A 14,781-nucleotide genomic window follows, 5' to 3' on the forward strand; every position below is an offset into this window, starting at 1 on the left:
AGTCTTCGCCGCCTTCCGCTCCAATCAACATGCTAGAAAATCAACCATAACCTTTAACACAAACTTTAATATAAGACTTGTCTAGCTTCGCATTCAGCAGCTAGTGGACAGCGCTTTTCTAGACCTGTGGCTGATCCGAATATTTTCTCTTTTCTTTAACCGTTCTAATAACACCCTTCTTTTTCAGTTCTTTGCACTTCATTACATACCATAAAGAACCTGCGATAAAGATAGATGAATATACACCAACGATTAGACCGACAAATAAGGCAATTGAGAAGTTACGAATCGATGGACTTCCAAATATCATTAAGCACGCTGTCGTTACAAGTACCGTAAGAACTGTGTTAATGGATCGGGTTAATGTTTGACGAATACTTACGTTTACCACTTCCGCAATATCTTGAACGGTTTTAAGACGCTTTTTCTTCTGCATGTTTTCACGAACCCGGTCAAACGTGACAATTGTATCGTGGTTTGAATAACCGACAATGGTCAAAATGGCCGCGATGTAGTTTAAATCTACTTCAAGTCTTGTGATACTGAAAATGGCAATCATAAAGAATGCATCATGCAGGATAGCAGCAATCGCTGCAATGGCCATATAGGCTTCAAATCGTAAAGAAACATAAAGAATGATGATGATCGACGCCAGCAAGACGGAAATAAAGGCATTCTTCGCCAGCTCTTTTCCGATCGTCGGAGAAACAGTGCTGACATTCGGCTCAAAGCCAAATTCCTTTTTGAAATCTGCCTTTAAAGACGCAATCTCATCTTTTGTCAGAACACCAATCATTCGAACAGCACCAATTTGATTTTTGTTTCCTGAGATGACGACATCATCAGGTTTTAAACCGCGATCAGTAAAAGCACTTTTCACTTCTTCTGCGGTTAATGGTGTTTTCGATTGTACTTCTATCCGAGTACCACTTGAAAAATCAATCCCTAAGTTCAATCGGAAAATGGCAAGACAGATAATACCTGCAACAATGAGCGTACCTGATAAAATAAATACTTTCTTTCTCATTCCAACAAAATCAATTTTATCAAATCTGGTTGGCAGGTCGACTGTATCAACGTTATCAGTAATTTTCCTAATTTGTGAAGGACGTACGGCAAACCAGCCCGGTCTTTTATTAAAGAGACCGCTCTTCACCCATAATCCTAACAGAAGTCTTGAACCGTAAACATTGGTCAAGAAACTCATTAGAACACTCACGATTAACATGGTCGCAAACCCTTTAACAGAACTTGTCCCATAGAAAAATAACACACATGCTGTCAGAATGGTTGTTAAGTTAGCATCAAAAATGGCTGTAAAGGCATGTTTTTCACCAGCTTCGAACGCGGATTTAAGGCTTCTTCCTACCTTCAATTCCTCGCGAATCCGCTCATAGGTGATGATGTTTGCATCCACGGCCATACCGATCCCGAGGATAATGGCGGCAATTCCCGGCAGGGTCAAGACCCCATTCATCCAATCGAAAATTAATAACACCAGATAAGTAAAAATAGTTAATGTAATCGTAGCAATGAACCCTGGAAAACGATAATAGAAAATCATGAATAGGTAAATGATTGCCACACCGAGAATTCCAGCGAAAATAGTTTCATTTAGAGCTTGTGCCCCAAACTTAGCCCCAACTGAAGTGGAGTATACCTCTTTCAGTTTAACTGGCAGGGAACCTGCATTTAGTAGAGAAGCCAAGGTTTGCGCTTCTTTCGTTTTAAAACTGCCGACAATCGAAACGGTATCCTGATTAAAGACTTCTTTTACAGTAGGAGCCGATAAAAACTTAGGCTTTGCTTTGGTTACTTCCGTTTTGAAGGAATCTTTGCCTTCTTCGAAATCAAGCCAAATAACTAGATAATTGTTAGGCGCCATATTCAAAATTTCCTGAGAAACTTTGCGGAATTTATCTGCACTTTTTAATGTTAAAGAAACACTTGGTGCACCGTTTTGATCAAAGGTTTGCTTAGCTCCTCCTTGTTTCAAATCGGACCCATCCATCATTAGTTTGTCATTCGCATCACGGAAAGTTAAATTTGCCTGTGTGGACAAAATTTCCCTTGCTTTATTTTGATCTTTAACACCTGCAAGCTGCACGCGGATTCGGTTTGTACCTTCAATTTGAATACTAGGTTCACTTACCCCTAGAACGTTAATCCGCTTATCAAGAGCTTCAGCGGTGCTCGCCAAAACATTTTTGTCAATTTTTTGACCCTTTTTCGCAGGCTGAACCTCGTACAAAACCTCAAATCCACCTTGAAGGTCTAGTCCAAGCTTCATATTATTTAAGATGTTCTTTGTTGTTGCCCCTATTGTGCCTCCAATTATTAGGATCACAAGAAAGAAAGCAATAATTCTACTACGCTTTACCATTATGTATTGTTCCTCCTTAGTGCTTGTGCATGTAGCACTGTACGTCTATCTCTATACAAAAATAATGAAAAAGTCACTGCTTTCATTATGAAATAACTTATAAGTGCTGTCAATTTACATAAATGAAAACAATTTCTTATTTTAAAAGTTCTTTAAGCTCTGCTTCATTATCAAATGAGAATTCGGAAGTTTTATAGGATTCAATTGTTACATAGTTTAGATAGTCACTTACCCTTACAGAGAGAATATCCTGGATCATTTCATAAAGCTTCATCTCATGTTTTACTTTTTTCCACTTTTTCTTTACTAAAAATTCCCAAAGACCCTGTTCTCTTACAGAATCAACGCCGAGCAGGCGAAACTCCTCCAATTTGCTCTTTAATGCCGGCTGTACTTGGGTACGAAAGTCTTCGTTTACGTGACTATTATCCATTCTCACTGCCCCCCAGAAATCTCGTTTGCGCTTTCACTTGAATGAAATCATTTAAAAAGCTTTTACAACTTGTCATGCTTTGTCCACCCTAAGGCATATAGTTAATTGTATATGAATTCTTCTTATTTGAGAAGGTGGGAACCTAAATGTCGAAGTTTTTAAAAGGGACTTTCATCCTTTTAGTTGCGGGCTTTATCACAAGAGTCCTTGGCTTTATTTATCGTATCGTTCTGGCAAGAAGTATTGGTGAAGAAGGCGTCGGTTTATATATGATGGCCTATCCTACGTTCATTCTTGTGGTAACGATCATTCAGTTAGGCCTTCCAGTTGCCATCTCGAAAAACATTGCAGAGGCAGAGGCCAAAGGGAATTATGCCGAAATCAAAAAAATTCTCGTCGTATCCTTGGCGATCACGGTGGGTTTATCCATAGTCCTGACACCAGCATTGATTTTACTGGCACCCGCTCTATCTAGTACTCTCTTTACCGACCAAAGAACCTACTATCCGCTGATCGCGATTGCCCCTGCCATGCCTATTATCGCCGTGGCCTCTGTTTTACGCGGATACTTTCAAGGCCGGCAAAATATGCGGCCCTCAGCCATTTCGCAAATACTCGAGCAATTTGTCCGAATTACGTTAATCGCAACTGCCACTAAAACATTCCTTCCATATGGAGTGGAATATGCAGCAGCAGCAGCCATGGGGGCTTCCGTTTTAGGGGAACTGCTTTCACTTATCTACTTGCTGACAACATTTAAATTAAAAAAACGATTTAAGCTGCGAAAAAACTTTTTCCAATTTGTTCACAAAGGGAAACGTACATTTAAAGAATTAATGGAGATTGCTCTGCCAACGATGGGCAGCAGAATGATTGGCTCGATCTCCTGGTTTTTTGAACCGATTGTCGTGGCCCACAGTCTCGCCCTTGCAGGTGTTCTGGCTGTCAATGCCACCAAACAATATGGCGCCCTAACTGGGTATGCCATGCCGTTGTTAATGTTGCCATCCTTTGTCACCTTCTCGCTGGCAACCTCCCTTGTACCTGCAATTAGTGAGGCAAATTCTAAGAATCAACACAAAATAATCGAACATCGATTGCAGCAGGCCTTGCGGTTTGTGTTCTTATCAGGCGGACTTGCCGTGATTATTCTATATGTACTAGCTGACCCGCTCATGCAGCTAATGTACGGCTCAACAAAGGGAGCCTATTTTATCCGTTTGATGTCTCCCTTTATGTTGGTTTATTACTACCAAGGTCCGCTGCAGGCAGTATTACAGGCCTTAAATTTAGCTCGAGCAGCGATGCTTAATAGCCTAATCGGTTCAGTTGTTAAAACCGCAGTCATTTTCTTACTTGCTTCACAAGCTACATTTGGTATAACTGGAGCTGCCTTAGGGATCGTCGTAGGTTTTGTCCTTGTAACCGGATTACATTTTGCAACCGTCTTAAAGAAGGTTTCCTTTTCCTTCTATGCCTGGGAATATTTAAAGGGCTTCCTCGTGATGGGGCTTTCAGGATTGCTGGGCTATTATCTTTTTGAACATTTCCTTTTACAAGAGCATTTAATTATCCGTGTCATTACTTCTACACTTGCTATGGTTGTTTCCTATATAGTCATGCTCGTATTATTCCGCCTCATTAAAAAAGAGGAACTAAAGCGAATTCCATGGTTTGGGAATTTAATTCCTTCTTAATAAGTGCAAGGAAAGCGCTCATATCACGCAAAAAGAAGACATGCCTTAGGGCGTGTCTTTTTAGTCGGTGTCCTTTATATCGATAAAGAAATTTCCATTTTCAAAACTGCAAAAAGAAATATCTTTAATGTCCCGATATCCCTTCTTCTTCAATTCCTGGCGCAGCCAAAGGTTGGTCTTATTGATCCGCTTTAGGTTTTCTTCATCAATTTGTCCATCCATTATTAAGGGAATCGTGATGTCACCTTGCTTAGCCGGTTCTTCGGGATTATTTAATTTTTCAATGACAGATAAACTTCCTGACGGCTCTAAAATAGCAAATTCTACGTCAGCAATACTGCGGATGTCCTTTTCTCTTAATTGCACCATTAAATCATCAAAATTATAGCGCTGCTTCCGCATGGCTTTTTCATCTATTTTTCCTCTGTTAATAATAATAATCGGTTTCCCATCAATCAGATCACGAAACCTTTTACTCTTTAAGGATAAAAGCGCCATAGTAATTTGGATAGCCATTAACACTAACATCGGAACCATTGTGTGAAGTAACGGAGAATGATGATTCTCAATGGAAACGACCGCCATCTCACCTATCATAATAAATACGACTAGATCCAGAATACTTAATTCGCCAATTTCGCGTTTACCCATCATCCGAAAAATGATGAGGATGAGAATGTAAAACAAAATGGTCCGAAACACGATCGATACATATTCCACTATTGGTCGCCCCTTTTTCTCAATCAAATAATAGTATCGCGTATTTGAAATGCATTTATGAAAGGAAGTTCGTTCCAAAAAATAATAGGCAAGCAGAAATATCTATTCTACTTTGCACAAAGCCTGAATACGCTTGTACTAGGAAGAATAACTGACTAAGACTTGCCGGCTAATCAGGAAGGTTTAGTCTTGGAACGAAGGGGGAGAGTTAAAATCGAATCGAAAAGCTTTGGGATATCCATACTGTATGGATTAATTTTTATTTTTGCCTTTGCTTTAATTTGCAGTCTTATATTTGCCTTTATCCTTCGATTTACATCTGCTCAAGAAGGATCACTTCAATATGTAATTACAGCTTTGTCTTTCATTGGGCTGTTTGGCGGCGGTTTTCTTTCAGGCGGTAAGCGAAAAGAAAAAGGCTGGCTAATCGGGGGATTTACAGGGCTTATTTATTCATTAGTTGTCTTTATGTTTCAATACCTTGGATATGACCGCTTGTTTAATGCGGAACAAGTCATCTATCACACCTGCTATACTTTGATTGCGATGATGGGTGGAATCTTGGGAGTCAATATTGCTTCTAACAATTCACGTAGATCTGCATAATAGAAAAGGAAGCCACATTATTACATGCGGCTTCCTTTTTTCATATTCATTATTTCGTAAGATTTACGCTTCCTTCACTTGCACCCGCTGCGGATTCAGTTACCTCACGGATGGCATTGCGATCATATGTAAGACGGCTTCCGTCACCACATTTAATCACGACTTTATTTTCATCAATTGAGTCGATAAAGCCATGAAGACCACCAATCGTGACGATTTTATCCCCTTTTTTTAGTGCACTTTGCATGTTCGCAACTGATTTTTGACGTTTTTGCTGTGGGCGAATTAACAGGAAATAAAATAACACAAACATTAAAATTAATGGAATGATTGTACCAATACCTTGCATCTTGTTTCCCTCCTTTCAAAAAAGTTCTATTAGAAATTTTTCGCGTTAGGCTTATTAAAACCGTAACGTTCAAAAAATTCTTCGCGGAAATCTCCAAGCCTGTCTTCCATAATGGCTTGTCTGACTTTCTCCATTAATCTTAACAGAAAATAGAGGTTATGATAAGACGTTAAACGAATTCCAAACGTTTCATCACATTTTATTAAGTGACGAATATACGCTCTCGAATAATTTCGGCAGGTATAGCAGTCACACTCAGGGTCAAGCGGACCAAAATCGCGGGCATATTGAGCATTTTTCACCACAAGTCGTCCGGCACTTGTCATTAATGTACCATTTCGGGCAATCCGTGTGGGAAGTACACAATCAAACATATCAATTCCGCGAATCGCTCCATCGATTAATGAATCTGGAGACCCAACTCCCATTAAATAACGTGGTTTATTGGTTGGCAGCATTGGTGTGGTAAATTCAAGGACACGGTTCATGACATCCTTTGGCTCTCCCACTGATAACCCGCCTACTGCATAACCAGGAAAGTCAAGCGAGACAAGGTCGTTTGCGCTTTGTCTGCGGAGTTCTTCATATTCGCCCCCTTGGACGATTCCAAATAATCCTTGGTCTTCTGGACGCTGGTGAGCGTTTAAACAGCGCTCAGCCCATCTCGAAGTTCTCTCAACGGATTTTTTCATATATTCAAAAGTGGCAGGAAATGGCGGGCATTCATCAAATGCCATCATAATATCTGATCCAAGAGCATTTTGAATTTCCATTGCCTTTTCCGGTGATAAGAATAGTTTCTCCCCACTCATGTGATTGCGGAAATGAACGCCTTCTTCCTCAATTTTACGGAATTCACTTAAACTAAATACCTGAAAGCCACCAGAATCAGTTAAGATGGCACGGTCCCAATTCATAAATTTATGAAGACCGCCAGCCTCTTTAATAATTTCGTGTCCGGGTCTGAGCCATAAATGGTAGGTATTACTTAAGATAATCCCTGCACCCATTTCTTTTAAATCTTCTGGTGACATTGTTTTAACGGTTGCCAATGTTCCAACAGGCATAAATGCAGGCGTGTCAAACGAACCGTGAGGTGTATGTACTCTGCCAAGCCTTGCCCCCGTTTGTTTACATGTTTTAATTAATTCATAACGAATCGCAGTCAAATTGTTATCTCCTTCCTACTGCTTAACTTAGATGATGAACATTGCATCACCAAAGCTGAAAAAACGATACCGTTCAGCAACGGCTGTGTTGTAGGCATGTAAAATATTCTCTCTGCCGGCTAAAGCACTGACAAGCATGATCAGCGTTGACTTAGGCAAGTGGAAATTCGTAATCATTCCATCAATCGCCTTAAATTCATAACCAGGATAGATAAATATACTTGTCCAGCCGCTTCCCGCGGTAAAGTGTCCATTGTTTGCGGATGCAATCGTTTCTAAAGTCCTTGTCGATGTGGTTCCGACAGTTATGATTCTGCCACCGCTCTTCCTTACTTCATTTAGCAATTGGGCAGTCCCTTCTGTAACCGTATAAAATTCAGCGTGCATGTCGTGTTCCAATACATCGTCCACACTTACAGGGCGGAATGTCCCAAGACCTACATGAAGCGTAATAAAGGCTATATGTACTCCTTTTGCTTTGATTTCCTCTAATAGGGACTCCGTAAAGTGAAGACCTGCGGTTGGAGCAGCGGCTGATCCCGGTTCGCGGGCATATACCGTCTGATAACGATCACGGTCATCAAGCTGTTCTTTAATATATGGGGGCAGCGGCATTTCCCCTAACTGATCAAGTACCTCGTAGAATATTCCCTTATATTTAAACTCTAATACTCTTCCGCCATGGTCGGATTCCTCGGTGCAAACAGCTGTAAGCATTCCATCGCCAAAGGTGATTTCTGTACCTATCTTTACTCGTTTTGCTGGTTTCACAAGTGTTTCCCACTGATCACCCTCAAGTTGTTTTAAAAGCAGGACTTCAATTTTTGCCCCCGTATCATCTTTCACACCAAAAAGGCGTGCCGGCAATACCTTGGTATCATTTAAGACAAGGCAGTCCCCTTCACGCAAATATTCCGTAATATTTTTAAACACTTCATGCTTTATTTCGCCAGTTTGCTTATTTAAAACCATTAATCGGCTGTCTGTCCTGTTTTTTAATGGGACCTGAGCAATGAGTTCCTCAGGTAAATGAAAATCAAATATATCTACTTTCATCACTAACACACCTTACTATTTTTTATAAAAGATCAATCCATCGGCACTTCCATGCCAAAATGGTGATAAACTGCTCCAGTCACTACCCTGCCGCGCGGGGTACGCTGCAGGAAGCCAATTTGTAACAGGTACGGCTCATAAACATCTTCAATGGTTTCAGCTTCTTCCCCAATCGAGGCCGCAATGGTATCAAGACCGACCGGACCACCGCGGAATTTTTCTATAATTCCTTTTAATAGCTTGTGATCAATATGGTCAAGTCCTAACCGGTCAACCTGCAGTAACTCCAAAGCTTCTCTCGCAAGGGACAGGTTAATTGTACCATTTCCCTTTACTTGTGCAAAATCCCTAACCCGGCGGAGAAGCCGATTAGCAATTCTTGGGGTTCCCCTCGCCCTTCTGGCAATTTCAACGGCAGAAAGTTCATCAATTTCTGTCTCAAATAAATCCGAGGTTCTGACAACAATATTTTTTAACTGATCTTCCTTATAATACTCGAGCCTGCACAAAACTCCAAATCGGTCCCGTAAGGGAGCTGATAGGGAACCTGCCCTGGTAGTTGCGCCGACCAGTGTAAACGGCGGAAGGTCGAGCCGGACGGACCTCGCACTTGGCCCTTTTCCGATGACAATATCCAGACAAAAGTCCTCCATCGCTGGATAAAGTACTTCTTCAATTGTCCGTGGCAGCCTGTGAATTTCATCGATAAATAACACGTCTCCCGGCTCGAGAGAGGTTAGAATAGCCGCTAGATCTCCCGGCCGTTCAATCGCAGGCCCTGAGGTTGTCCGGATATTTACCCCCATTTCATTGGCGATAATTACCGCTAGTGTTGTCTTACCTAATCCTGGAGGACCATAAAGGAGAACATGATCAAGCGTCTCCTTTCGCAGCTTTGCCGCTTTTATAAAGATCTCAAGATTTTCTTTTACTTGAGTTTGCCCAATGTATTGCTGTAAAGTTTGCGGCCTCAGGCTTTGTTCAAGACTGACCTCGTTTTCATTCACTTCACTAGATATGATCCGCTCTTCCATGAATTATCACCTATTTTAAAAGCCGCTGGAGGGCTTTTTTAATATATTGATCGGTTGAAAGCTGTTCTTTTTGTAATTCTGATGAGATTTTTTTTATTTCTTTATCAGAATAACCAAGAGCTTTCAGGGCGAGGACAGCTTCTTCAAAAGCCGAATTGGCCGCTTGCTGTGGAAGTGGGAATTGATCAGCATTGAATAGGTTAGGAAAGTAATCCGGTACAATATCCTGCAATTTCCCTTTTAAATCAAGAATCATTTGCCGGGCGGTTTTTTTACCAACGCCAGGGAATTTGACAAGAAAGCTTTCATCTTCATTTTCAATGGCATTTACCACTTGCTGAACTTCGCCTGAAGCCAAAATGGCCAGTGCACCCTTAGGGCCAATCCCCGAAACGTTTAATAGTTTGGTAAAAAGTCTTTTTTCCTCTCTTGTTTCAAATCCGTATAGGGCGAGGACATCTTCGCGGACATAATGATAGGTATAAACCGTAACCATTGTTTCCATTTTACCAGCGAAAATAAACGGATTAGGTGTGGAGATTTGATAGCCAATCCCATTATTTTCAATGACAATGTATTCTGGGCCGACAAATTCTACCATCCCTTTGATAAATTCATACACACGTTTTCTCTCCCCAAATAAACCTTAAAGGTTTTTCTCTTAAAAATAGGCTGTCTTTCATTTTAACATAAGTCCGGAGGGTTATTGAAGAAATTCGTATCCTATCAAAAAGTCTAATAATTCAGTTCCCTTCACCTTTCTTTTAAAGCTGGATACTTACGAAAAAATCATTCATATATAAAAAAAACAGGCTGATTTGATTCAATCAGTCTGAATTTATAAAAAGTCTACTGTTTTTTTACAGAATACGGTTCGAATGTTTCTAGAACTTCCACATAATGGTCCTTCGATTTAATGGGAATGCCTTGAATTAATTCCTCTTGTTTCTTGCTTTCAAGTTTCTTGATATCTATTTGAAAGAATGACTGGATAATGTGTGATTGTCCCGGCCGGCCATTAAAAATGGTCAAAACACCATCATCTGTGACACCAAAAAAACCATTTGCTTTTAATAATGGCGAGATATCATCAACTTGTTTGCGGAAAACATAGGTTGACTGGTTGATGTCGGTAAGCTGCCATTGGTCATATTTAGCCCAGAAATTCTCCATTTTCCAACATGTCTCGTGCACCAATTCCTGACTGATTTCCCCGTCAAGATAAACTCTTTCTAAGATAACCGTTAAGTTTAGCGGCTCTGTCTTCGGTATTTGGTTATCTTGTGGGGCAGCCGAGCTTGTTGGGATTAGCCCAGGAACTCTACCAATAAACATGAAGAGAATAACAGCAAATACGGCTAATGTGTACCGGTACATTGCTATCCAAATGACCCTCATGTCACTCACCTCTTAATCTTAATAATTGAACATAGTTTACAGTACTAGTTTAGCCTTTAATTCCCTTTTTATCCGACAAAATAATAGCCGTTTATTTATAAACTTGAATGTTGATTTCCGCTCCAGGCGGCTTCGCTCCAATCAACATGCTAAAATTCAATAATCCTTTAACACAGCCATAAATAAAGAGGCAAGCCCGAAAGCTTTGCCTCTTGTTCCGAAGTGAATTAGCTGCCGCCCTTATTCCGCTGGGAGTCGTTATGAATATTACGGTCCCGGCCCATTGTGCCCTCGTCTGTAATAACCTGGACGGATTTTCCTTTTGCGTATGGCTGAACCACTTTCTGAATAGCTCGTTTGGTTTCAGCTGCCCGATCATTGTCATGCAATGAAACGGAAACAATGACAGTATTTCCATATGCAACAGACCTAACATTTCTAACATTATCGATATTTTCCACTTTGTTTCTTATTTTCGCTGTAAAGCGATCCTGGAACTCTGGATTCGTGACCACTCCATTGTTCCCATTTTTAGCACTCAGGTGACCATGATAGTTTAAATCACTTGTACTAAAACGATTATCCCGCTGAAAGAAGTTGCGGTCTGTTTTGGCTCTAGGGACTGTTGGATTGGGGGGATTCCCGTTTTCGTCTCTAGTTTGCATCTGCCTGCTGTTTTTTTCATTAATAGCTTGATCTTCCACGCCAAGGTTATGGTCCATAATTTCTGTCAAGGCACCATCATTATCCCTTAGCATTCCATAATCATTATTGGCGTGGTTTTCATTCGAATAATAACCGATCGGCCGAGCGACGTTATTTCCATTACCCGTACGATTATTATCATTTGCACATCCTGTAATACCTACTAATAAAGAGAAGGAAAGAGGAATCATCCACTGTCTTTTGTTCAAGCGATAAACCCCCTAGAGTACATTCTGAGCATAATATTCTGCTCATTTATAGGGTGTTATCTTCTGTTCTAATTCATTCTGATAAAATCATTTCACTTTTTCCTGTAATTGGCTGATAAATTTTTTTCTTAGGTGAAATTGATCAACAGTTAAATCCATAACCATCCTTATTTTTGCCTGGTCATTATAGCCTTTTTCCCGAATCAGCCGATTCCATTCTCGAAAAATATCTGCCGGGAAGGCTAAGGCATATAAAAAAGCTTTTTCATCTAAATATTTTCCTATTGGCTTTAAACTTCCCAGTTTTCCCAATGACCAATCAAGATTGGGAAGAATTCGATTGGCATACTGTAAATAATCAAATGAGGGCGGACCGATACTAATTAAGTCAAAATCAATTAAATTCAACTGTCCCTTCTTGTCACGCAGGAAATTGTGATGGGCTACATCACCATGAAGAATTACAACCGGTTCTTTTTGATAAAAGCGGCGGTGTTTAATCATCCCTGCCAATGACCAGTTAGCCCATACAATTAGTTCAGAGATCATGTAATCATCTAAAAAGTATTTTATTAAAGGAAGATTGCCTGAAAAAACTCGGAGCCTTTCTGTCCATTTTGCAATTAAATCACTTTTAGAAAGCAAAGTTCGGTATCGACTTTCAACTGAAGCTGTGGTTTGGTGAAATTGTTTCAGCAGATCAAGGCCTTCTTGGCGATTTCGCTGTGTTGAATAAGAAAAGGGCGTATTGTGTGGAGGAAGGTATTCGATACAGCCATAATAGGTTCCCTCAAAAAAGAGCTGTTCTTTGATCGGACCGGATAAGTATTGGTATGTTTTCAAAAAGCCTTCTTTTCTTAAGGTGGCGGTAAAGACTTCTTGAAGTTTCAGTTTGTTATTGGAATGATATCCCTTTAAAATATAGGTATTATTTTCTGTTTTTAATAAAAAGACAGACTTGCGGACCATCAACAGCTGAATAACTTTCTCATGAAACTGTGATTGAAAATAAGAGAGGAGACGATTCAAGTAATCATCGTCTCCCTTTTGTTTACCAGGTTTATTAATTGCTCTCATCACGGTAACCTGGCATACCGTAAGGATTTGTTCCAGCTGGACCTACACCGTATGGATTCATATAAGGCGGATGGGCAACATTCATAGGCCCTGTATATGGAGCACTGTAAATTGGCGGTGTTGGTGGTACAAAGCTGGTTGGCGGCGGGCTTGTTGGCACCATTCCAGCAGGCTGCATTCCGCCGCCACCACAGCCACAGTCATTTAGAGCTCCGGTTCCGACTGGCAGCCCTTGTGCTGGAGCTGACGGCATATATGGCATTTGCCCTGCTGCTCCATGTGTATGAAAATCGGATGATTCAAAGTCATGCATACCCATTACTTGGGGTCCAGGTCCGCCCATTTGCGGATATCCGTATGGTGCGGTTCCCATTCCGTAAGGATTAACCATTCCAGGGTTTCCATACATGGTTCCAGGACCTCCTGGATAGGCTTGAGGCATCCCTCCTTGATAAGGAGCTGGATAACCTTGTGCCCCTGACATTGGGTCGACTGTTCCTCCTGGCATTCCCTCATAGCCCATTGGCATTTGACCATATCCTGCAGGCATTCCTCCGAAACCCATTGGGGTTTGACCAAATCCAGCTGGCATTCCTCCGTGACCCATTGGATTTTGTCCGTATCCGGCCGGGATTTCTCCGTAACCCATTGGATTTTGTCCGTATCCGACCGGGATTTCTCCGTAACCCATTGGATTTTGTCCGTATCCGGCCGGAACCCCTCCGTAACCTGCTTGCATTGGTGCGGCTCCAGCTGGCGTTCCACCATATTCAGCTGGCATTTGAGTTGGAACTGGTGCTCCTCCTCCTCCATAGCCCATAGGCATTGTTGACCCAACTGGTGCCCCACCATAGCCCATTGGCGCTGTTCCGGATGGAACTCCACCATAGACCATTGGTGCTTGACCATATGCTGCAGGGTCCATCATTGGTGTTTGGGTTCCCATTACCGCTCCAGGAGAATAGGCGGGATTTACACCAGGCATTTGCGGCATGAAGGATGATGACTCATCATGGTAAAATTGCCCCGGCATAACGGACGTACCAGCCACAGCTGGATTAAATCCAGGTGTCCCATGGACCATGCCTGGATGTGGCATATACCCTTCCCCTTGGACTGCCGGATAAGGCATAACAGGCGGCATCATCGGCATACCTCCAGATGGAGGACAGAAACCAGGTCCCGGCATTACAGGCGTAATTGGTACACAATAGTCTTGCGGCGGCAGCATTTCAACTGGCATTTCTTTCGCAGGTGCCGCAGGCGGAATTGGAATTTCTTTTTTTATTTCTTCTTTGACCTCAGGAAGTATGTTAGCAGGTTTAGGAGGAAGCTGTGGTTGAACGGTCATGTTGGTCATGTTGGACGTATAATAATTGTTTATATCAATTTCTGGGATGATTTGCAGAGGCATTTTTGGAGTGTAAGGTGCTTTCGGTGCTTCTTTTATAATTGGCTGTTCTTTTACAATTGGTTGTTCTTTTACAATCGGCTGTTCCTTCACAATCGGTTTCTCTTTTACAATCGGCTGTTCTTTCACAATCGGTTTCTCTTTTACAATCGGTTGTTCTTTTACAATTGGGGCCTCTTTGATTGGCAGTGGAACGGGTTTCTCTTTGGCAAACGGATGCTCAGCAATCGGCATTTCTTTCTTTGTTCCTAAATTGATTGTCTTTTCCGGTTTCGTTCCCATCGGTGCTTCTTTTTTTATGGATCCACCTGCTGTTGGAACTTTTATTTTCATACCGGGCATAATCATATCAGGGTTGCTGAGCTGTGAATTCATCTTTTTCAGCTCTTCAAAATTCACGCCGTACTTCTTGGCGATCTTCCAAAGAGTATCCCCTTTCTGTACGATATGGATCTTCACTCTGATTTCCCTCCTATGGCATAAGTCCATATAGTGTATGTGAAGATGGGCAAAGTGCTAACATTCTTCAAAAAA

General features: G+C 41.4%; 14 protein-coding genes. 2 read left to right on the top strand and 12 right to left on the bottom strand.

The genetic code is table 11. The annotated features are described in order from the left end of the window. Positions 1-118: 118 nt before the first annotated feature. Complete coding sequence (secDF, locus tag V7077_RS03650; protein ID WP_335498483.1) at positions 119-2,383, bottom strand: protein translocase subunit SecDF; 2,265 nt, start codon at positions 2,381-2,383, stop codon at positions 119-121. 136 nt (positions 2,384-2,519) lie between these two features. Further along, the gene (locus tag V7077_RS03655; protein WP_215043871.1) at positions 2,520-2,816 is read right to left on the bottom strand and encodes a post-transcriptional regulator; all 297 of its coding nucleotides are present in this window, start codon (positions 2,814-2,816) and stop codon (positions 2,520-2,522) included. Between the two features lie 146 nt (positions 2,817-2,962). Here V7077_RS03655 and spoVB point away from each other — a divergent pair, with 146 nt between their 5' ends. Continuing rightward, positions 2,963-4,513: a stage V sporulation protein B gene (gene spoVB, locus V7077_RS03660; RefSeq protein ID WP_335498484.1), complete on the top strand. Its 1,551-nt coding sequence runs from the start codon at positions 2,963-2,965 to the stop codon at positions 4,511-4,513. A 60-nt stretch (positions 4,514-4,573) separates the two neighbouring features. On the opposite strand, the gene V7077_RS03665 is transcribed toward spoVB, so the two are convergent. Beyond that, positions 4,574-5,236 (bottom strand): DUF421 domain-containing protein, encoded by a 663-nt coding sequence (locus V7077_RS03665; protein WP_335498532.1) that lies wholly within the window; start codon positions 5,234-5,236, stop codon positions 4,574-4,576. Between the two features lie 186 nt (positions 5,237-5,422). Here V7077_RS03665 and V7077_RS03670 point away from each other — a divergent pair, with 186 nt between their 5' ends. Then, positions 5,423-5,839 carry a TIGR04086 family membrane protein gene (locus V7077_RS03670; RefSeq protein WP_335498485.1) on the top strand — a complete coding sequence of 139 codons (417 nt, stop codon included), beginning with the start codon at positions 5,423-5,425 and terminating at the stop codon, positions 5,837-5,839. Between the two features lie 49 nt (positions 5,840-5,888). On the opposite strand, the gene yajC is transcribed toward V7077_RS03670, so the two are convergent. From yajC to safA, 9 genes are all read right to left on the bottom strand, one after another. After that, positions 5,889-6,188, bottom strand: coding sequence for a preprotein translocase subunit YajC (gene yajC / locus V7077_RS03675; protein ID WP_335498486.1), 300 nt, complete (start codon positions 6,186-6,188; stop codon positions 5,889-5,891). Positions 6,189-6,217: 29 nt separating this feature from the next. Then, positions 6,218-7,357: a tRNA guanosine(34) transglycosylase Tgt gene (tgt, locus tag V7077_RS03680; protein ID WP_335498487.1), complete on the bottom strand. Its 1,140-nt coding sequence runs from the start codon at positions 7,355-7,357 to the stop codon at positions 6,218-6,220. 27 nt (positions 7,358-7,384) lie between these two features. Beyond that, positions 7,385-8,413 carry a tRNA preQ1(34) S-adenosylmethionine ribosyltransferase-isomerase QueA gene (gene queA, locus V7077_RS03685; protein ID WP_335498488.1) on the bottom strand — a complete coding sequence of 343 codons (1,029 nt, stop codon included), beginning with the start codon at positions 8,411-8,413 and terminating at the stop codon, positions 7,385-7,387. Positions 8,414-8,445: 32 nt separating this feature from the next. After that, positions 8,446-9,447, bottom strand: a complete 1,002-nt coding sequence (ruvB, locus tag V7077_RS03690; RefSeq protein WP_335498489.1) for a Holliday junction branch migration DNA helicase RuvB — start codon at positions 9,445-9,447, stop codon at positions 8,446-8,448. Positions 9,448-9,457: 10 nt separating this feature from the next. After that, positions 9,458-10,069, bottom strand: coding sequence for a Holliday junction branch migration protein RuvA (gene ruvA / locus V7077_RS03695; protein WP_335498490.1), 612 nt, complete (start codon positions 10,067-10,069; stop codon positions 9,458-9,460). A gap of 227 nt (positions 10,070-10,296) precedes the next feature. Further along, a complete protein-coding gene (locus tag V7077_RS03700; RefSeq protein WP_335498491.1) occupies positions 10,297-10,845 on the bottom strand; it encodes an intercompartmental signaling factor BofC in 549 nt (182 codons plus the stop codon). A gap of 227 nt (positions 10,846-11,072) precedes the next feature. Next, positions 11,073-11,759 carry a YhcN/YlaJ family sporulation lipoprotein gene (locus tag V7077_RS03705; protein ID WP_335498492.1) on the bottom strand — a complete coding sequence of 229 codons (687 nt, stop codon included), beginning with the start codon at positions 11,757-11,759 and terminating at the stop codon, positions 11,073-11,075. An 87-nt stretch (positions 11,760-11,846) separates the two neighbouring features. Continuing rightward, complete coding sequence (locus V7077_RS03710) at positions 11,847-12,836, bottom strand: aminoglycoside phosphotransferase family protein (protein ID WP_335498493.1); 990 nt, start codon at positions 12,834-12,836, stop codon at positions 11,847-11,849. Continuing rightward, positions 12,823-14,706, bottom strand: a complete 1,884-nt coding sequence (gene safA, locus V7077_RS03715) for a SafA/ExsA family spore coat assembly protein (protein ID WP_335498494.1) — start codon at positions 14,704-14,706, stop codon at positions 12,823-12,825. Before safA ends, V7077_RS03710 begins: the two co-directional genes overlap by 14 nt. Between the last annotated feature and the right edge of the window lie 75 nt (positions 14,707-14,781).

This window comes from Neobacillus vireti (genome assembly GCF_036962465.1).
Classification (GTDB): domain Bacteria; phylum Bacillota; class Bacilli; order Bacillales; family Cytobacillaceae; genus Neobacillus; species Neobacillus vireti_B.